The sequence below is a fragment of the Pseudomonadota bacterium genome (assembly GCA_039028935.1).
In the GTDB taxonomy this organism is placed as follows: Bacteria; Pseudomonadota; Gammaproteobacteria; order Steroidobacterales; family SZUA-146; genus SZUA-146.
The window spans coordinates 1-20533 of sequence record JBCCHD010000035.1 but is presented as its reverse complement, the minus strand read 5'-3'; the positions used below and the strand labels follow the sequence as shown (position 1 = coordinate 20533).

Here is a 20533-nt window from a genome sequence, read left to right as displayed (position 1 = left end):
GATCGAGAGTGTACCGGAAATGTCGCGCGATCGGGACTGGTCAGCGCGGTTGCTCGCGCCTACCTTGATTGTTGACAATCCGCTTTATCCGCATCAAAATCTCGCCAGTTTCAGGGTCGTTCTGATCCGTTTTGTCGACAATCTGAGCCTTTTCGTGCAATCCACCGACACCCAGTCCAACCCGGCACCTCGCGCCACTCGACTGCTTGCGCAGCTGCAGCACGCGATTGTGGAAGGGGAGCTCGCGCCCGGCCAGAAACTGCGTGAAGCGGAATTGGCCATGCGGTTTGGTACAAGCCGCGGACCCATTCGTGACGTGCTACGGCGGCTGGAATCTCAGCGTTTGGTCACCACGACCCCCAATGCGGGTGCGCGAGTGGTGTCGTTGTCCGAGCACCAGCTCATTGAGCTGTATCAGGTGCGCGAAGCGCTGGAAGGGATGACGTGTCGCCTGGCGGCCCAGAACATGAGCGATGCACAAGTCGATCAGCTCGGAGCCCTGCTTACCACGCACGAGAAGGAGATCGAGCGACACGAGGGACGCGAGTATTTTCGTCAAGAGGGCGATCTGGATTTTCACTTTCAGATCGCCGCCGGATGCGGAAACGCCTTGTTAACGACCGCGCTCTGTCAGGACCATTATCCGCTTATGCGACTTTACCGACGCAAATTTAGTGCGCATCGCGGGCGCCCACGCCGCGCACTGGTCGAGCACCAACGTATTTTTGCGGCGATCCAGGAACGAGATGGCGAGCTGGCTGAAATACTGATGCGACGGCATATCAGTGCGGCCCGCCTGAACATCGAACGCCGCGTTCGTGCGCATGCCACCCGGCAGGGCGACGACATGGCGGCGGAAACCTAGTGCCGTTTTGGCGATAACGACGTAACGATGCGCACTTTTCCGGGCGCGAGAGGAGATTGAACATGTCAGCACGACCCACAGCAGGACACTTGCTGCGTCAGGCGGTCGCCGAGCATAAGCCGCTGCAGGTGGTGGGTGCGATCACCGCGTTTGCTGCGCGCATGGCAGAACGAGTTGGCCACAAGGCGTTGTATCTTTCAGGTGGGGGCGTGGCGGCCAATTCTTTGGGTATGCCCGATCTGGGTATCAGTAATCTAGACGACGTGCTGATTGATATTCGTCGAATTACCGATGTCACGGATCTGCCATTGTTGGTCGATGCGGATACCGGTTTCGGCGGCGCCTTTAATATCGCTCGTACTGTGCGTTCGATGGCCAAAGCCGGTGCGGCCGGTATGCACATCGAAGATCAAGTTGCTCAAAAGCGCTGTGGCCATCGTCCGGGCAAGGAAATCGTCTCGACTGGTGAAATGGTCGACCGCATAAAAGCCGCGGTGGACGGCCGAATTGACGAGAGTTTTGTCATCATGGCGCGTACCGATGCCCTCGCGAATGAGGGTATGGCTGCCGCGCAAGATCGGGCAGCAGCGTACGTTGAAGCCGGTGCCGACATGATTTTTCCAGAAGCGATTTATCAACTCGAACAGTATCGTGACTTTCGTTCAAGCGTCAGTGTGCCGATTCTGGCGAATATCACCGAGTTTGGTAAAACACCGCTGTTTAGCACGCCGGAGCTGGGTGAGGTGGGTGTGGACATCGTGTTGTACTGCTGCGGCGCCTATCGCGCGATGAATCGCGGCGCCGAGCGCGTTTACCAAGCGCTGCTTAACGATGGTCACCAGCGAGAGGTCGTCGACATTATGCAGACGCGCGAAGAGCTCTACGACTATCTCGGTTATCACGAGTTCGAGCAAAAGCTCGACGAACTGTTTGGCAATAAATAATCTCGATGGTCACATTTAAAACGTAACTATCATTCATTATTCGATTCAGGAGAGTAGCGTGGCGGACAAGAAAGCAAGCGGTGCCGGACTTCGTGGCCAGGTGGCGGGAAAGACCGCGATTTGTACAGTGGCAATGGGCCACTCGGGTCTGACTTACTATGGATACGAAGTGGACGATTTGGCCGATCATTGTGATTTTGAAGAGGTGGCCTATCTTCTGTTTCACGGAGAGCTGCCCAATCAAGCGCAGCTGGCCGCGTACAAGCAGCGCCTTCGTGAGCGAATGGACTTGCCGTCGGCGCTAAAAGCCGCGCTCGAACTGATTCCTCGCGACGCGCATCCCATGGACGTATTGCGCACAGGCGTGTCGGTGCTCGGTAATCTTGAAACCGAGACCGATTTCTCGCAAGCACAAGATAAAGCGGATCGCCTCATTGCTACGCTCCCAGGAATGATGTGCTATTGGTACCGGTTTAGTCATGATGGTGTGCGTATTGATCTCGATACAGGCGAAGATACGATCGCCGGACAGTTTCTACACTTGCTTCATGGCAAGACGCCGTCGGACTTGCATCGGCGAGTGATGCAGGTTTCGCTCATCCTTTACGCAGAGCACGAATTTAACGCGTCCACGTTTACCGCCCGCGTGTGCGCGTCGACGTTATCCGATATCCATAGCTGTATCACCGGCGCCATTGGGTCGCTGCGTGGTCCGCTTCACGGCGGTGCCAATGAAGCCGCGATGGCATTGATCGAGCAGTGGTCGTCGCCAGAGGAGGCCGAGCGAGAAATTCTGGGCATGCTCGAGCGCAAAGAAAAAATTATGGGCTTTGGCCATGCGGTGTACACCGAATCCGATCCGCGTAACGCCATTATTAAAAAGTGGTCGGAAAAATTGGCGGACGAAGTAGGCGATACCACGTTGTATCCGGTGTCTGTGCGCTGTGAAGAAGTGATGTGGCGTGAAAAGAAACTGTTCTGTAATGCGGATTTTTTCCACGCGTCTGCGTATCACTTCATGGGTATACCCACCAAATTGTTCACCCCTATTTTCGTCATGTCTCGCACCACCGGCTGGGCGGCGCACGTGTTTGAACAGCGCGCCGACAATCGAATTATTCGACCAAATGCCGAGTACATTGGGCCGGAGCCGCGGCGCGTCGTGCCACTCGCCTCTCGCGGCTGATTCGAACACCGCTTTTTTTAATACTGCTAATCAATACGGACTGAAATCAATGAGCGCAAACGTCGATATGAACAACCGGCCTGACTACGATCAGGTCATTCAAGATATTGCGGACTACGTGCTGGACGACAGCATTGGTTCGGATGAGGCGCGTGATACGGCACGCAATTGTCTAATGGATACGCTGGGCTGCGGTCTCCTCGCGCTACGCTTTCCCGAGTGCACCAAACACCTCGGCCCCATCGTCGAAGGCACGACCGTACCGTATGGCGCGCGGGTGCCGGGCACACAATACCGACTGGATCCGGTAAAAGCGGCATGGGACATCGGTTGCATCATTCGCTGGCTCGATTTTAACGACACGTGGCTGGCAGCCGAATGGGGGCATCCGTCGGATAACCTCGGCGGTATTTTGGCCGTGGCGGATTATCTGTCCCAGGTTAACGTAGCCAATGGGCGGGCGCCGCTTACGATGGGTGACGTGCTGTCATACATGATCAAAGCCCATGAAATTCAAGGCGTGCTGGCTCTTGAAAACAGCTTTAACCGTGTCGGTTTGTGTCACGTTTTGCTGGTACGGGTTGCCACCACGGCGGTCGTTACACGCATGATGGGCGGTGATCGCGAACAAATCATGGCCGCGGTGTCGCAAGCATGGGTCGATGGTTCTTCGCTACGTACGTATCGCCACGCGCCAAACGCGGGCTCGCGCAAATCGTGGGCGGCCGGTGATGCCACATCACGGGGTGTGCGCCTGGCCGATATGACGCTGCGTGGGGAAATGGGCATCCCGGGAGTGTTGACGGCGCCTCAGTGGGGGTTTTATGACGTCAGCTTCAGTCAGACCAACGCTGATCTTAAGTGTAAAGATCCGGCGGATCGGGAATTCAAGTTTCAGCGACCCTACGGCACGTATGTAATGGAAAACATCCTATTCAAGATTAGTTTCCCGGCTGAATTTCACTCCCAAACGGCCTGCGAAGCGGCCGTGCGATTGCACCCGGAGGTGAAGGGTCGCTTGGACGAGATTGAGAAAATTGTGATCACCACGCACGAATCCGCGATTCGTATCATTTCTAAAGTCGGTCCGTTGGCCAATCCCGCCGACCGCGACCACTGCCTACAGTATATGGCCGCCGTGCCACTTGCCTTTGGTAATCTTGTCGCCGAACACTACGAGGACGATTTTCACGAGGCGCATCCCATCATTGATGAGCTGCGCGACAAAATGGAAATTGAAGAAGATACGTCCTATAGCGCCGATTACCACGATCCGGACAAACGGTCGATTGCCAACGCGATGCAGGTCTTTTTCAAGGACGGTAGCCACACGGAGCGAGTCGCGATCGAGTACCCGATCGGTCATCGTCGCCGTCGAGAAGAGGGTATCCCCGTGCTCGAAGCGAAATTTCAGTCCAATCTTGCCACGCGTTTTGTCCCGCATCGCTGCGAAGAGATTTTCGCACTGTGCAAAAACCAAAAAGCGCTTGAAGCGACGAGTGTTATCGACTTCATGGATCGGTTGGTCGTCTAAGCAGCGAGGGACTGCGTTGTTTTGACCACCCAAACCCATGCTGACACCGTTCGGAGAGTTGCAGGGAACGTGTACCAACAAAAACCCGCCTTTCGGCGGGTTTTTGTTGAGGTCGACCACGCTGGCTAACAGCGGCGAGTGACCCAACTTGGTGCGTAGATTGAATGCGACGTCCAGTCGCTCGATACCACAGATTATTTTCATCGCCCATGCCAATCGTCAGTCAATGTGGCTATACTCCACGTTGTGCAGCGAGCGGCTGCACGCCTGGGAGAACACAACATGGCCACCGATCACATCGCGAAGCATTATCGCGACATCTTGGATTTGCTGGGCGAAGAGCCGTCGCGCGAAGGCCTACTTGATACACCCAAGCGCGCCGCCAAAGCCATGCAGTATCTCACGCGCGGGTATAGCCAAAGTTTGGACGAAATTGTCAACAATGCGGTGTTCAGTTCCGATTCGGAAGAGATGGTGCTGGTGCGCAATATTGAGTTGTACTCCTTGTGCGAGCACCACCTGTTGCCGTTCTACGGACACTGCCATATTGGCTACATCCCCAGCGGCAAGGTGCTGGGCTTGTCAAAGTTTGCTCGAATCGTTGAAATGTATGCGCGGCGTTTGCAAATCCAGGAAAACTTCACGCGTGAGATCGCGTTGGCGGTGCAGGAAGTGACCCAGGCCCGTGGGGTCGGCGTGGTCGTTGAGGCCCGTCACATGTGCATGATGATGCGCGGCGTTGAAAAACAAAACTCTATGATGCGCACATCCGCCTTGCTCGGCAGCATTCGTGAAAGCCACAAAACGCGCCACGAGTTCTTAAATCTCATCCAGTAACCGGCCTGTATTTCGAACACGATTAACCGGCGTTAATTGAACGCGGTGCGTCGATCGACGTGCTCGCTGTACCCCACAGCCTCTGGGTTTAACGTAATACGCCTGTGTTTGGTAACACACCACGGTCTTTGAGGTGTGGGCCTGGCGGCGCTTGAATTTGTGCGCGAGGGTGTGCCATCGACCGGCTCGGGCTGGTAAACTGACGCCATCAGATAGGCATTAGCCTCACTTAATGGAGAAGTGACAATGAGTACCAAAGCGGCGGCCATGCCCACCGGCCGCGACAATCCGGCGCCCTTTCAATGGGAAGATCCACTCGACCTGTGTGGCGCATTGAGCGAAGACGAAACGATCGTCATGGAAAGCGCTCGTGATTACTGCCAGTCCAAATTGCAGCCGCGTGTGCTGGACGCGAATCGCAATGAAACCTTTGACCGGGACATTATGACTGAGCTCGGTGAACTGGGCATGTTGGGCGCGACGATCGACGGTTACGGTTGCGCCGGCCTCAACTACGTGAGCTATGGCCTCATTGCGCGAGAAGTCGAACGTGTCGACTCGGGTTACCGCTCGGCCATGAGCGTGCAGTCGTCGTTGGTTATGCATCCCATTAATGCGTATGGCTCCGAGGCACAGCGACTCAAATATCTACCGAAACTGGCGACTGGCGAGTGGGTCGGCTGTTTTGGACTCACCGAGCCGAATTCAGGTTCTGATCCGGCCAGCATGCAAACGCGCGCACAGACGATCGACGGTGGTTACCGTCTCACCGGCAGCAAAATGTGGATCACCAATTCGCCCATTGCCGACGTGTTTGTTGTGTGGGCCAAAACAGACGACGGCGTGATTCGTGGCTTTATTCTTGAAAAAGGCATGGCTGGACTGAGTGCGCCAAAAATTGACGGCAAATTCTCATTGCGGGCGTCGGTAACGGGCGAGATCGTCATGGATGGTGTTGAGGTATCCAGCGAACACCTATTGCCAGGAGCGCGAGGGTTGGGCGGACCGTTCGGTTGTTTGAATTCGGCACGGTACGGTATTGCCTGGGGCGCTTTGGGCGCCGCGGAGTTTTGCTGGCACGCCGCGCGTCGTTACAGCCTGGAACGTGATCAATTTGGTCGACCATTAGCCGCCACACAGCTCGTGCAGAAAAAGCTGGCCGATATGCAGACCGAGATCACGATTGGCCTGCACGCCTGCTTGCAGGCGGGGCGCCTCAAGGACGCTGGCACGCTCAATCCGACGTCGATCTCACTGATCAAACGCAACAGCTGTGGCAAGGCACTCGATATTGCTCGCACGGCGCGTGATATGCACGGCGGTAACGGCATCGCGGACGAGTACCATGTTGTGCGTCACATGATGAACCTGGAAGCCGTCAATACGTACGAGGGGACGCACGATATTCACGCGTTGATTTTAGGGCGTGCCCAAACGGGTATTCAGGCGTTTAGCTAGACCGAACGATTCGCGTGCATCGGGAATTGGGTTTAAGCCGCCTGACGTTCGACGGCTCATAATGGTTGAGCCGCCAACAGGGCGGTATGGATGGTAAAAAAAACGCGCGGTTCACCGCGCGTTTTTTTTTGTCCGGCGATCGAGCGATCTTCATGTTGATGATGCGTTGAAAATACTCTCGATAGAATTATCCATCATCGTATCGAATTCGTCGTCACTCTGCCCGGCGTTAAGACCTTCCGACAGCGCCCGCGAGAAGCTCGCGATCATGCCTTTATTCGCAGACAGTCGATGGTTGGCTTCCTCGCGACTGTAGCCGCCTGACAAGGCAACCACGCGCATCACCTGGGCGTGGGCGATGCAGCCCGCGTAAAGGTCGGTTTTCTCGGGTAAGGTAAGCTTGAGCATGACGCGTTCACTGTCGTCCAGCGCATTGAGCTGGCGCAGGATGGCCGCCTCGAGAAGCGTTTCGGCCGCTTCTTTGTCCGGGCAGTGGATATCGACCTCCGGTTCAATAATCGGGATCAGACCGGCAGCGCATATGCGTCGACCGATCTCAAACTGCTGGTCGACCACCGCGTTCACGCCGTCGGCATTCGCCTCCTTAATGACAGAGCGCATTTTGGTGCCAAAAATGCCTTTGTCTTTTGCTCGGACGAGCAGCGCGTCGAGTTCAGGCATGGGCTTCATTATCTGCGCCCCGTTCACCGGTTCTTCGAGACCCTTGTCTACCTTAAGAAACGGTACGACTTGTTTGACCGACCACAGGTAGTCGGCCGTGTCACGGCTCTCAACCCTACGATCCATGGTGTTTTCAAACAAAATGGCGCCGAGTATGCGCTCGCCGGTAAAACTCTTACTCGTCATAATCCGCGTCCGCATGGCGTGCACCATGTCAAACATTTCGTGGTCGTTGGTGTAGGCGCTTTCCTCAACGCCATAGAGCCTCAGTGCCTTAGGCGTGCTGCCACCACTTTGGTCAAGCGCTGCGATGAAGCCCTTGCTGGATCGAATTTTAGTTAATTGTTGGTCGAATGTGCTCACGAAAAATCCTCGGTGTGATGGTGATGGATGGATCGCTTTGCAGGCAAGCTGCCTCGCTTCGGCCTGTAGCCGAGGGGACTCAGCGCCGCGCAGGCGATCGATCGGCGGCGCTGAGTATAGCAGTTTCAGGCGAAAGTGCTTTGGTCGAAACGCACAATTTCTGCTGTTTCAAGCGTGTACACGCTCGGCACCCTGTGAAGAGGTTGGGTCGCGCCCTCATCTGGATTGCAACCCCAAGGCCTTTGTGTGGTCACATTATAGTAGCGTGCGGCCTCGATAGGCCATTTCGCCTGTATTCGGTGCCCAAGAGATCGGCCACGTGAGACGCCGATTCACCGAAATGTTACGTTTCCGGGTTATTATTCGGAAGGTTCGCGTTATACCACTCAGGAGCCGATGTCGTGAGATTCACCCCATTATCGACCAGTCGTTTGCTGTTTAGCCCCTGGCGCTGGTTTCGCCTGCTCTCGGTGGGTTGTCTGGTGCTGCTGCTGAACTCCTGCGCGTCGAACCCGGCCACAGGCGGCATTGATTTTGTCAGCATGTCCGAAGAGGACGAGATCGAGCTGGGCGCCAAGATGCATCCTCAAATTATGGCGCAGTACCGCGCTTATCCCGATGCGGATCTTCAAGAGTATGTCGACCGCATTGGCCAAAAACTGGCGTCCCACAGTGATCGCCCGGATCTCGACTACACCTTCACGGTGCTCGACAGCGACGAAGTGAACGCGTTCGCCACGCCAGGCGGCTATGTGTATATCTCTCGTGGCCTGATTGCGTATCTGAATTCTGAGGCCGAGCTGGCGGCGGTGTTGAGTCACGAAATCGGTCATATTACGGCTCGCCACGCAGTGCGTCAGGATGCGCGCGGCAAAGTGCTTGATGCGCTCGGCGGCGTGGCCGGCGTCGCCGCCGGGGCGGTCGGCGGGATGCTCAGCGACTATGTCGGTGGTGCGCTGATTCGCGGTTATGGCCGCGACTTGGAACTCGAAGCGGACCGGGAGGGCGCCGAATATCTGGTGCGTGCCGGTTATGGCTCAGAGCCCATGATCGATGTGGTGCGCATCCTGAAGAATCAAGAGCTGTTCGAGATTGCCCGCGCGGAAGAGGAAGGCCGCGAGCCTCAGGTGTATCACGGTTTGTTTTCCACCCACCCCGACAATGACAAGCGTTTGCGGGAGGTGGTCGAGGCGGCCAACAAAATCGATGGTATTTCAGTGGCCGAGGACAACCGCAACTTCTTTCTCAATCAGATCGACGGCATGGTCTACGGCAAAGTAGGCGCGGGTGGCGTCATATCTGAAAACGAATTTCGACACGCCAATTACGGGATTGGAATACGTTTTCCAAAAGGCTGGTCAATTGGCAACAATCGTGGGCGAATAGAGAGCATTTCACCCGATCGCCAATCGGTGCTGATTGTTTCGCGTCAGCCATTGCGCGAGGCGGTCAGCCCCATCACCATTCTGACTGAACGCATTGGCGTAAGAAATCTGCGCGAAAGGCAGACATTGAATGCAGGCAATATGCAGGGCTACACCGCGCTGGCGCCTGTTGCTAACTCACCCTTCGGTCAGCGCCCGGTGCGCTACGCCGTGTTCGTCGATGACGAGTATGCCTATGTTATTGCGGGCGCTAACTCAGAAGACGCCGTTCGACGCCGTGACAACTACCGAATCGTGAGTGCGATGAAGAGTTTCCGTTTACTCGACGCGCGCGGGTTACGGTCCGCCCAAATTCCGGCCATCACTGTGGTCGAAGCCAATTCGGCCACGACCATGGGGCGTCTGGCGTCAGCGTCACCGTTAACCGAATACGCCGAAGAGCAGCTTCGTCTGCTCAACGACTTTTATCCCAAAGGCGAGCCTGAACCTGGCCAGAAAGTTAAGATCATTGATTAGTCTCATTCGTTTCACAGCGGCGACGCTACTCAGCGTTGGGTGGTTACCGTGGGCGTTCGCGCAATCGGTCGCGCCGGCTGACCCTCAACGTCTTCCCTCGCTGATACCCGCGCAGGCGCAAGCCAAGCTTGCAGGCGGTGATTTCGCTGGTGCGCTGATCGAGTGTGAAAACACCGTGCAGCGCGCGGCGCTCGTCACCAACTCGGGCGTGTTGGCTGGGCCGTTTTTATGTATTGGTGAGGCGCAAAGTAAGCTCAATAATTTTGAGCTAGCGGCCGAAGCGTATTCACGCGCGATTAAAGAAATATCCGCTTCAGAAGGCGTGTTCAGCCCGTACCTCGTGCAGCCTTATGAGGGACTCGGCCGCGCCTTAATGCTCGGCGGTGATCCAGTGAAAGCGGAGGAAGCATTGGTCACCGCAAAAGACCTCACCCATCGCAATTTTGGCATTTACAATTTGCTTCAAACCCCGCTTGTTAATCGACTCACTCGACTGCACTACAACCGTGGCGAGTTAAGCAAAGCGGCACGCGAGCAACGGTTTCTGCTGCGCGCGAACGAAGAGACGTATGGTGAAACACCGCGGTTGTTACCGGCACTGCGCCGACAGGCCAAGTGGTTGGAGTTGGTGGGGCGCCCCGATCTTGCGCGCAACAACTATCGGCGGTCGATCGCCATCATGGAACGTGCCTACGGTCCCGACGATTTGCGCTTGACTGGCCCGCTCCGCGACTACGCGGACTCTTACACCAACACACCACGTGGGGCCAATCGCATCATGTCTCGCTCAGGCGCCAACGCGCTTCGGCGTGTGATCCAAATTCATGATTCGCAGACCTTTTCGGACGAGGCCGACCTCGCCGAAGCCTGGGGCGCGCTGGGTGATTGGTACGTGATCAGCGGGCAACGCGGACGCGCACGACAAGCGTACGCCCAGGCCGGCGCCGTTATCGAGGCGACGGGCGAACCGTCGTCCCAGTTTGCCCAGCCGAAAGAAATCGAGTTTGAGCCCGTACCGATTGGGTACCGTCGTTCGCGTTTGGCGCAGGTGCCCGAAGGGGTAGCGGTTGTCGAATTCGAATTTACGGTCGACGCCCACGGCCGCGTTAAGAATGTCACCGTGATTCGGGATGATTTGAATTACCGTCGGTTTGCGGTTGAACTCAGCACGCGCTTAAAAGCGGCACGTTATCGCCCGCGCGTGGTGAACGGTCAGGCCGTGGCGACGCCGGGCGTTCGGCGTGCGTTTCGTTTTGATCTGAGCGAGGGCTTACCCCCCGATGTTCGTGCTGCACGAGAACAGGCGGCGGGCGACGCCTCCAACGCGGTCGAGGGAACAGCCACGACTGAGGGTGAGGCACCGGTGTCACCGACACCAGACACCCCGGACAACACCGATTAGCGTTACGCTCCGACGAGCACCGATCCGCTGTTGACCGCCTCACCGCAGTGCGGGCGATCGATGAGTGGGCTACGTGGCGTCGTTAAACTGGCCCTTTATTTGTTCCGCCATTTCAGAACAGGCCGCTGTCTTCGTTCGGGCGATAAGAGGGATTGGGACCACGATAGCGGGGATGTAAGAACGCCCAGTTACGTCCGCGCTCACAACGCCCGTGCTTTCCAAATTCTCAAGATCCCAAATAGACGCTTCGTAGATGGCCCCGTTTTCCCACCAGGTGAAACCAAAACACCCCACCGTCGTGTCGCACGTGATGGAGCCGCCGCCATCTTTGGTTTCAACCGAACCGCCGAGCCACATCACGTAGCGCACACCGGCATCGGTGACTTTGTCCGCAACGCCCGGTTTGCCCAGCAGGTCGGGTAGGGCTTCAACGGTCAGTGGGGCGACACGCGGTTCAAACCACGGGAACAAACTGTCAAGGAACACCTGTTCTTCCTTAAGTGCGATCGGATTGCTTCCAGAAGTTAGGCGTTTTTTAACGCAGTCGACAAACGGTACCTCGGTTTCGGTTTTGACGTTGTCGCGCCGGGTGAGTAGCACAACGCCAGACTCCTCCGAAATGTCGATTTGATTTTCAAACGCCATATCCACCCGTGAGGTGACGCACGATTGAATAGCCAGCGTAGCGATGATGACGAGCGCTGCGGTGCGCGCGAATTGCCACAATTTGATCTTCATTCAGCACTTCCCATATCAGCGTCGGTGTCTGAGTCATCCATGTCGTCGAGGATGTCGTCCTCCGGTGCGCCGGTCAGGCCGGCCTGATTAAGTTGGTTCGGCAGCTCAACCACTAACGTGACGGCTAAATCACGAAAGGCGTCGTCGGTCGCCGCGTCGATTTCGGCGACGCCACCGGACATGACGCCGGCCTTACGCTGACGCCCGTAGCTGTTGACCTCCATCGTGCCCACGCGTTTGCCGGCTGTGGCGTAGATGTCAATGAAGTGGCGCATCGAGACCGCGTAGAACTTGCCGCCCGCATCACCGGCACTGAGCATAGAGTAGTCGTCGATGCGCGGCACGAGTGTGAAGGCGATGTCCGTCGATTCGGCGGCCGCTTTGGCATTGGGAAACTCGACCACCTCTTCGAACAGACTGTCAAAAATATTGCTCAATATTTTGCGGTTGGTATTACCCAGACCAATCTGCCATTTCTTGCCGTTCTGTTGCCGCTCGGTGGTCGTAAAGCTGGTGAGCTGTTCGTTAAAGACGACCCCCGCAGAGACGGGAATCTTACTGATGACCGGTGTCGGAATGTCGCTGTTCACATCCATGCGCTGCGGAGGCGAATTGCCGCAGGCAGCCAGAATGCCGGTAAGACAAAGAAGTGATGTTAATCGAACCCAGTTGCTGCGCATGGCGTTTGTTTCTCCAAGTCGCTGGTGAACGCGGTGACAATCACCCGCATTCAAAAGGCTAAACCAAGACGCATCGTTCGTCCATGCGTCGCGGAGGGCGATCGACAGTCGGCGAAGATCACATCGTTACGAAGAGCTTCGCATATTATTCGGCCCACTGCATGTCGCCATCGATGTACCGAGTGTACGCGCTTTGCGCTACGCTTCGAGCGTATGATCATGGAAATTTAGAAAGAGTTGACAAAAAAGTTAACGTAATCAGGAAACCAAAACCGATTTACATCGTCTATTGTTACAGGACATTTCGCAGGAGTTCTCCATGCACCGGATAATCAAGCGCAGCGCTGTTGTCGCTGTCATCGCCGCTTTTGTTGTTGCTGCTGCGGGATGCAAGTCCTCGTCATCGCGTCCGTCGGAATCGACCTCGCCGAGTACGGGGTCGCCGAGCCCTCCAACCGCTAGTCAGACACCGGTGCCGCCCACGCTGCCGCCGCAGTCGGCACCGTCAGCGCCCTCCTCGAAGCCGTCGCCGTCACAGTCCTCGCAGCCCTCCGAGACCACCGCGCAGAATGACAGCGATAGCGACGCCTCTTCGGAGGATGATTCTGAGGGCGAAGGCACCGAACAATCGGCCGCCGATCAGACTAATCAAGACCGTGAGCTGGCCGAAATCGGCGAATCCGTTGCCCGGGCCGCCGAGGCGGTTACCCGTGCATCCGAAGCGCTGGCCAAAGCACGCGAAAAGATGGCGGAACGGTCTCGCGAGCATCAGGAGCAGGAAGGCGAGGGTGAGGATGCGGAGGTTGCCGATGAAGGCGCCGCCTCATCGAGTGAAAGCGATCCAAATTATGATCCCTTCGCTGAGCCGTCCGGCGGCTCATCCGCCGCGGCCGCCGCGGCCGCGGCGGTTGCCGCCGCCGCGCAGTCGGTGATGGAAGCACAGGCGGCGCTTGAGGCGGAATCTCAAGCGGCCCAGGACGCAGCGGCGAGCGAACAGCAAAGTCGCAGTGAACGACGTGAAAGTGCCGAGCAACGTGAGCGGGAAGCGCAAAGCGCCGAAGACTTAGCGGACAGCGCGGAACGTTTGGAAGCGGCCAGCGCCGACATCAACAATGGCGAAGCGCCAAAAATCAAAATCGAAACGCCCGCCGAGCAAACGGCGCGGGAGGCGCTGACAAAAGCGGCGCAAGATTTGATGGAAGCGCGCAACAAGCTCATCAAAGCGGCGGTCGAGCTGGGCTATCTCCCCGAAGAATTGTCCGAGCCAACCCCCGGCTCGCAGGTGGTTTTCCAAGATATGGAGACCATGGTTGAGTTTCTTGAAAAATCGGTTGAACTGTTGGCAACTGTGATCGATTTAGGTGGCCTACCCGATTTCAGTTCGCCTGAATACGATGACGCTCGCGAGGCCATGGCCCGCCGCGGTCGCACGGGCAGCCGCCGCTCGTCGTCGGGGGAAGCCGCGTCGGCTGGCGCACCGCGTCGTTCGGTCGCGGATCTAGAGGGCGAGCTCAATCGTACGCTCGGCGATTTTGATAACACGATTTCGAACAGCCGGCGCTCCGGCCGCCAGGGCGATGGCCAAGTATCGACGATCGAAGGCGGTGTTGAGGGGCAGGGCGATCCCGGTGGCGGGAGTCGGGAGATCATGGGTAACACCACGGTGCGCACGGAAGCGGGCACGACCGATCCCGATTCGCAAAGTGGCCAGTCGGTAGGTTCCAATCAACGGGGTAACGCACCGCAAGTGCCGGACGATCTGCCCGATCCACAGGGCGATGATGTGGTGGCTCGCCAGCTCCGCGAGGCGGCGATGGCCGAATCCAATCCCGAACTGCGGGCACGTTTATGGGAAGAGTATCGCTCGTACCGAGAGGCGACCGGTAACTAGCGCGTTCCGTTTTTATCGTGGCGTTCGACCGACGATTGGACGGGCGCCGTCGTCACCGCGCAGGGCCCGCGTGGTGTTAACAGGCCAGGATGGAAAAATTGAGGGTCGTTGATCAATCAGCGTACGATGACGCTACTGGTTCGACTCGTAGGAACACCCTGCCGGGGAGCACATATGACCGCAAGTACACATGCAATCGGGCGATTCGCCATCCTGTTGACCATGATCGGATGTGGAGCTGGTTGTGTCTCGACTACCGTCGTTGATGTGACCGCCAAGCCGGCGATTAAGGCCGCGGAGACGTTGTCTGAAGAGCAGTTGATGGATATCGGTATCACATTGTTTGATCCCAATGTGCCCGAGGACCCTAAGGAAGCGAGTAAGCGCTTCATCAATCGGGATGTGCGTCGAGCGGAGGCAGCGTTCGTCCCGTATCAATTGCGCAAGGTGTTGGAAGATACAGAAAACTGGGGAGCCGTTCGACTTATCCCCCGTGACACCGACGCGGTCGATTTGATTATTTCGGGCAAATTGATTCAGTCCGATGTCGAGGTATTGAAGGTGGATGTGGTGGCTGAGGACGCCACGGGTCGCCGCTGGCTCGACAAGACTTACACCGATCGCGCCGGACAGCTCTCCTACAATGAGGACGTGACGGGCGATGCTGAACCGTTTCTCGATTTATACAACAATATAGCGAATGACCTACTGGCAGCCCGTCGCACGCTATCGGGCGACGAACTCGAGCGCATTCGCACAGTGTCGAAGCTTCGATTTGCGGCAGCGATTTCACCCTATGCGTACAATGAGTATTACGAGGTTGAGGACAGCCGAGTGAATATTAAGCGCTTGCCTTCGAGCGATGATCCAATGTTGGGGCGCATTGAGAAAATTCGCGATCGGGAATACGCCTTCATTGACCTACTCGATGAGCATTACGAAAGCTTTCACGATGAAATGAGTTCGCCATACGAAGACTGGCGGCGCTTCAGTTATGAGGAAACGGTGGTCCTTCGCGAGCTGCGCCGCACCTCCAATTTGACAACCGCTGCCGGTGTTTTGATCGCGATCGCCGGCGCGGCAGAGCGCAATAAAGCGCGCACGCGCGAAGCCTACTATGGCAGTAACGCGGCACTCTATGGCGGCATCAACCTGATTAAGGGCGGCTGGGATCTGCGTAAACAATCCAAATTGAACGCGGCCGCGCTGGCTGAGCTGGGTGATTCATTTTCGGCTGAAGTTAAACCGTTGCTGGTTGAAGTGCAGGGGCGCACAGTGGAATTGAGCGGCACGGCGGATCAGCAGTACATCAAGTGGCGCCAACTGTTGCGAGAGATCTATACGTCTGAAACCGGCATCGAGGTCGGCGACGACGAGATGAATTTTTTGCCACCCAAGTCCATCAACGACCCGGTCAGTGAGTAAGCCGCACACGTACACGTGAATACCGCAATCGCAAACAACAAAAAGATGCGTATCGATGGAACCATTGGTTAAAGGCCGTAAGCTGGTCGACCGCTATACCCTGGTCGAACTGCTCCACAACAGCGAACACAGTCAGGTATGGCTGGCTCAGGATGCGTCGTTACGTTCGCGCGTGGCAATCAAAATTGCGCGTGGATCTGACCACACGGCCAACCGCTTGCTGCAAAACGAACACACGATGTGCGCGCGATGTGCCCATCCGGGCGTTGTGAGGGTGTTTGATTTTCACGACGATGCCGCACAAACACTGCTGACCGTTGAATATCTCACGGGCGGTCGGGCTGGCGATCTCATTGGCCGGCCAGCGACCTACTTTTTACCGGTGATGATTGAACTGGCCGAGGCGCTTGCGCACGTGCATGCGCAGGGCGTCGTTCATCGCGACGTCAAACTCAGTAATGTCCTGTTGGACGGTCAAGGCCACGCACGACTCATTGATTTTGGGGTGGCTTCAGAGCGCGGTGAGGATGGATTGCGAAGTGGTGGTTCGCCTCGCAGCATGAGTCCACAGCAACGCGGTGGCGAACCGCCGGATCCAGCGGATGATCTGTATTCGTTTGGTGTGGCGCTACACCGATTGGCGGAAGGCACATGGCCTGGCGAAGCGGTCGAAGCGCGCAAAGCCGGGGGCTCGTTGGCCCTACTTATCGATGAACTTCTCAGACACGATGCGGCGCAACGTCCCTCGGGGATGTCCGCCGTGGCAGAGCGTCTACGGCAGGCGTTATCGGAACAAAGCAACGTGACCTTGCCGCCCGATCAGTTTGAGGTCGACGCACAGCGCATCACCGACCGCGATGGCGATGATTTTGACAACATCCAGGTCGTTACCGGCGATAACGCGGCGGTGACGCCTCCGCCTGTCGAGACCCGCAGTCGTAAGGCCCTGGGTCTGCTTGCGGTGTATGGATTGATCGGCGCAGCGGCATTGTTTTATTTTCTGCCGAAACTGGCGTCTGAGCGGGAAGTGACGGTACCGGCCATTGCGACTGATTCAGAACGCGCCACGACATCGGATTCGCCGCGATCCGCGTCGTCTGGCGGTCAGAGCGCCGACGCGGCCGGCGTGGAGCCTTGGAAACTGGCGCAACAGGCCAAACTGCGTAAAGAAGCCGAAGAAGTGCTCGAAGCATTGCTCGAGCAGCAGTTTTTTCTTGAAGACGAGCGCGCGACGGTGTGGGCAAGCGACGACTTCGAACAAATTAAGGTGTTGGCTGTGCAGGGCGATCAGGCCTTTCGCCGCGACGAATTTGAACTGGCGCTGACACGCTACGAAGAGGGCAAGGCCATTGCGGACGAGCTGGCGGCCCGTGCCGGTACTATCTTAGCCACAACGCTCGAGTCAGCGGGCGCCCAGCTCGCGGCGGCGGACAGCACTGAAGCAACGCGCTTGTACCAATTAGCGCTCGACATCGAACCGGAATCCACGGCGGCGACCGAGGGACTGACCCGAGCCGCCAATCTCGATGAGGTCCTCGCATTGGTGGCCGAAGGTGAGGCCCTGGAGCAAACCGGCAATGTGAATGGCGCGAAAAACGCGTTTGAGCGTGCGGTGAGTTTGGACGGTCAATGGGCGCCGGCACGCGCCGGTATCGAACGGATGGCGCGCGCTCAAGCGCGTAGCGCCTACTCCCGTCACATGTCGGCCGGTTTCGCCGCGCTCGACCGCGGCGATTTTGCAGCATCACAAGATGCCTTTGAGAAAGCGCAACGACTTCAGCCCCAATCGCAAGAAGTGGCTGCAGCGATGACCCAGCTCGACACAGCCATTCGACTGAAAGACGTCAATCGCTTGCGCTCGAGGGCAGCGGAGCTTGAGCGCCAAGGCGACTTGCGCGGGGCCGAACGTGAATATCAAGCGATTCTTGATCAAGCCCCGTCGAGCGATACCGCTGCGGCGATGCGACGCGTGCGCGAACATGCCGAGGTCGACGAAACGCTCACGATGTTGCTTGCTCAACCGTCCCGCCTTGCCAGCGACAGTGTGTATCGCGATGCGCAGGCTTTGCTCGAGCGTGTCGATCCGTATATGAGCGACCCGAGCGTGTCCGGGCGGGTTGCGACGTTGCGTCAATACATGGAAGCGGCCAAGATTCCCGTGCGGGTAGAATTGCGATCCGATGGTAAAACCGATGTCCTCGTTTACCGGATCGGTCGATTGGGCACGCTCACTTCCGAAACACTTGATCTCCGTCCAGGTCAGTACACGGTGGTCGGCACTCGGGTGGGGTACCGCGATGTGCGCATCAATTTTGATCTCGCACCTGGCGAGTCATTAGCGCCAATCGAAGTGATTTGCCGGGAGCGCATCTAAATGGCCGAGCCGGCATCGATTGAGCCGGGCACAACGCCGGCGTCGGATGCGATCGATGTTATTGCCTATACACCGGGCGGCACGCCACCATCGAAACCGCGTCGCGTCACGCCGTTGCGCGTGGCGTTGTTTGTTCTGTTTCTCGTTGCCGCACTCGCGCTGTATTTTGTGTTCACCGCTCGAGCGGTCTGGGTGCAGATCTCGCCAGTGCCCGATGTCACGACATTGAGCGGTAATTGGCCACGCATTCGCTATCAGGACCACTACCTGATGCCGCGCGGTAAGCTCGCGATCAACGCGCGCAAAGACGGATACTATCCGCTGGACGTTGATATCGAGATTGGCCGTGAGGCGAGTCAGCGTTATACGTTTGAACTGGAAAAACTACCTGGTTATCTGACGGTTAATCTGCCCCAGGGCGTGGACGCGGCCGATATTGTCTTTGGTCGCGACGCCCCTAGGGCGTTGCCGAGCGAGCCGATCGAACTCAGGCCAGGCGAGTATGCCTTCACGGTGCGGGCGCCGCGCTATTTGGACTACTCGGGCGAGATCACGATTGAGGGCCTTGGCACCTCGCAGTCGATTGACGTGGCGTTGCGACCCAATTGGGCGGACGTCGCGATCACCTCCACGCCGGTCGGTGCGCAGGTGTTGATCGGTGACACGGTGCTGGGTGAAACGCCCGGCGTATTTGAAATTCTGGCCGGTGAACATCCACTCACCGTACAGGCCAGGGGATACAAAAGCTGGTTTAAAACGTTGAATGTGACCGCGGGCGAGGCGATTGAGTTGCCCCCCGTGGTGCTCGCCAAGGCAGACGGCACGATCATTGTATCGACTACGCCGGCCGCGGCCATCACCGTAGATGGCCGCTACCGTGGGATGTCCCCACAAACATTCAAACTACCGCCTGGCAAAACCTACACCGTCGCCGCGAGCAAAGTCGGGTATGCGAAGGCGAGCCGTCGCATCACATCAAAAAGTGATGAAGACATACAAATCAATTGGACGCTCGAGCAGCTGCTCGGTGATATCGTGGTGGTGGGTTCGCCACCGAGCGTTGAAATTTGGCAGGACGACCGACGTCTGGGTAAGTCGGGGGAGGTGTTAACTCTACCGGTTCGCGATCAGCAGCTCACCGTGCGCGCACCCGGTTACGCGCCGGCGACTCTTGATGTGTTGCCCAGTCCACAGGAATCGCAGACGCTCACCGTTAAACTTCTGACAGTTGATCAGGCGCGCGAGGCCGAACTTGCTCGCAAGCGCACGATTGTTACCAGTGACGGTCAGACGATGTTGTTGCAGCGACCGCGTCCGTTCCAGATGGGGGCATCTCGGCGCGTGCGAGGTCGGCGCGCGAATGAAACGTTGCGGGATGTGAGTCTCACGCGCCTGTATTATGTCGGTGTTCACGAAGTGACCAACGCGCGCTTCAAAGCGTTCGACACCACCCACACCAGTGGCACTGCGTTTAAAGTATCCTTGGATGCGGATGATGCGCCGGTTGTTAACGTCACTTGGGACGCCGCGACCCGCTACTGCAACTGGTTAAGCGAACAAGAAGGCCTGCCGCTCGCTTACCGCGACGTCGGTGGCACCATGCAGCCTGTGGTACCCGCAACAACCGGCTACCGTTTGCTCTCCGAGGCCGAGTGGGCGTGGGCGGCCCGATTTGCAGGCGGGCGCAAACCGTCCTTACTCCCGTGGGGTGATGCGTTGCCTCCGCCACCGGCGTCGGGAAATTTCGCCGGCCGTTCCGCCATCGGACTGGTGAACAAAGTCATCGACGACTTCGATGACGGCCACGCCGCATCGGCACCGGTCGGCAGTTTCGCGGCGGATGACGCCGGGTTGTACGATATGGCCGGTAACGTGTCGGAATGGACGAACGATGCCTATCAGGTCGGTGACCAGGCCACAGGCGATGCGCACGTTGTGCGCGGTTCGAGTTGGCAACATTCGAAAATCGGCGAGCTGCGATTTACCTATCGTGATTCGTCTACACAGGGGCGTGACGATATCGGATTTCGTATCGCCCGTTATTTGGAGTGACTCATGACTAAACTGCTTCGAAGTGTGCCCGTTATGGTTGCGCTTGTTTCGTTAAGCGTGTTGGCCCAAGCGCCAAGCAAAGACGACGCACCGCCCCCATTGAGTGACATCGAAGCCGATGAGCGCGCGCGCGCCGTCGCGACGCCTTCGGAGGAACTGTCACAAGACGGCACAGACGGTGAGGGCGAGCCGGACATCGATG

16 protein-coding genes are annotated in these 20533 nt (G+C 57.5%); 13 read left to right on the top strand and 3 right to left on the bottom strand.

Going from position 1 to position 20533, the window contains the following annotated elements; translation table 11 throughout:
• Nucleotides 1–19: 19 nt before the first annotated feature.
• From AAF465_14130 to AAF465_14105, 6 genes are all read left to right on the top strand, one after another.
• A complete protein-coding gene (locus AAF465_14130) occupies nt 20–865 on the top strand; it encodes a GntR family transcriptional regulator (GenBank protein ID MEM7083863.1) in 846 nt (281 codons plus the stop codon).
• 62 nt (nt 866–927) lie between these two features.
• A complete protein-coding gene (gene prpB, locus AAF465_14125) occupies nt 928–1809 on the top strand; it encodes a methylisocitrate lyase (protein MEM7083862.1) in 882 nt (293 codons plus the stop codon).
• Nucleotides 1810–1867: 58 nt separating this feature from the next.
• Nucleotides 1868–2995 (top strand): 2-methylcitrate synthase, encoded by a 1128-nt coding sequence (gene prpC / locus AAF465_14120; protein ID MEM7083861.1) that lies wholly within the window; start codon nt 1868–1870, stop codon nt 2993–2995.
• Between the two features lie 49 nt (nt 2996–3044).
• Nucleotides 3045–4529: a bifunctional 2-methylcitrate dehydratase/aconitate hydratase gene (locus tag AAF465_14115; GenBank protein MEM7083860.1), complete on the top strand. Its 1485-nt coding sequence runs from the start codon at nt 3045–3047 to the stop codon at nt 4527–4529.
• Nucleotides 4530–4811: 282 nt separating this feature from the next.
• Nucleotides 4812–5366, top strand: a complete 555-nt coding sequence (folE, locus tag AAF465_14110) for a GTP cyclohydrolase I FolE (GenBank protein MEM7083859.1) — start codon at nt 4812–4814, stop codon at nt 5364–5366.
• Nucleotides 5367–5612: 246 nt separating this feature from the next.
• Entirely contained in the window at nt 5613–6824 is a 1212-nt protein-coding gene (locus tag AAF465_14105; protein MEM7083858.1) for an acyl-CoA dehydrogenase, read from the top strand.
• A gap of 150 nt (nt 6825–6974) precedes the next feature.
• Here AAF465_14105 and AAF465_14100 read toward each other — a convergent pair whose 3' ends face one another.
• Nucleotides 6975–7868 (bottom strand): fructose bisphosphate aldolase, encoded by an 894-nt coding sequence (locus tag AAF465_14100; GenBank protein MEM7083857.1) that lies wholly within the window; start codon nt 7866–7868, stop codon nt 6975–6977.
• 401 nt (nt 7869–8269) lie between these two features.
• Between AAF465_14100 and AAF465_14095 the strand changes: the two genes are divergently transcribed.
• Both AAF465_14095 and AAF465_14090 read left to right on the top strand, forming a co-directional pair.
• Entirely contained in the window at nt 8270–9769 is a 1500-nt protein-coding gene (locus AAF465_14095) for a M48 family metalloprotease (protein MEM7083856.1), read from the top strand.
• A complete protein-coding gene (locus tag AAF465_14090; protein MEM7083855.1) occupies nt 9762–11171 on the top strand; it encodes a hypothetical protein in 1410 nt (469 codons plus the stop codon). Before AAF465_14095 ends, AAF465_14090 begins: the two co-directional genes overlap by 8 nt.
• 69 nt (nt 11172–11240) lie before the next feature.
• Here AAF465_14090 and AAF465_14085 read toward each other — a convergent pair whose 3' ends face one another.
• Both AAF465_14085 and AAF465_14080 read right to left on the bottom strand, forming a co-directional pair.
• Nucleotides 11241–11909 carry a hypothetical protein gene (locus AAF465_14085; protein MEM7083854.1) on the bottom strand — a complete coding sequence of 223 codons (669 nt, stop codon included), beginning with the start codon at nt 11907–11909 and terminating at the stop codon, nt 11241–11243.
• Entirely contained in the window at nt 11906–12589 is a 684-nt protein-coding gene (locus AAF465_14080; protein MEM7083853.1) for a hypothetical protein, read from the bottom strand. Before AAF465_14080 ends, AAF465_14085 begins: the two co-directional genes overlap by 4 nt.
• A 319-nt stretch (nt 12590–12908) precedes the next feature.
• On the opposite strand from AAF465_14080, the gene AAF465_14075 reads away from it, so the two are divergent.
• The 5 genes from AAF465_14075 to AAF465_14055 form a co-directional block, all read left to right on the top strand.
• Entirely contained in the window at nt 12909–14480 is a 1572-nt protein-coding gene (locus AAF465_14075; GenBank protein MEM7083852.1) for a hypothetical protein, read from the top strand.
• A gap of 174 nt (nt 14481–14654) precedes the next feature.
• On the top strand, nt 14655–15905 hold the full coding sequence (locus AAF465_14070) for a hypothetical protein (protein MEM7083851.1): 1251 nt from the start codon (nt 14655–14657) through the stop codon (nt 15903–15905).
• A gap of 55 nt (nt 15906–15960) precedes the next feature.
• A complete protein-coding gene (locus AAF465_14065) occupies nt 15961–18279 on the top strand; it encodes a protein kinase (GenBank protein ID MEM7083850.1) in 2319 nt (772 codons plus the stop codon).
• Entirely contained in the window at nt 18280–20331 is a 2052-nt protein-coding gene (locus AAF465_14060; protein ID MEM7083849.1) for an SUMF1/EgtB/PvdO family nonheme iron enzyme, read from the top strand.
• 3 nt (nt 20332–20334) lie between these two features.
• Nucleotides 20335–20533: hypothetical protein (locus tag AAF465_14055; protein MEM7083848.1), on the top strand; the 199-nt coding region annotated here is incomplete at its 3' end.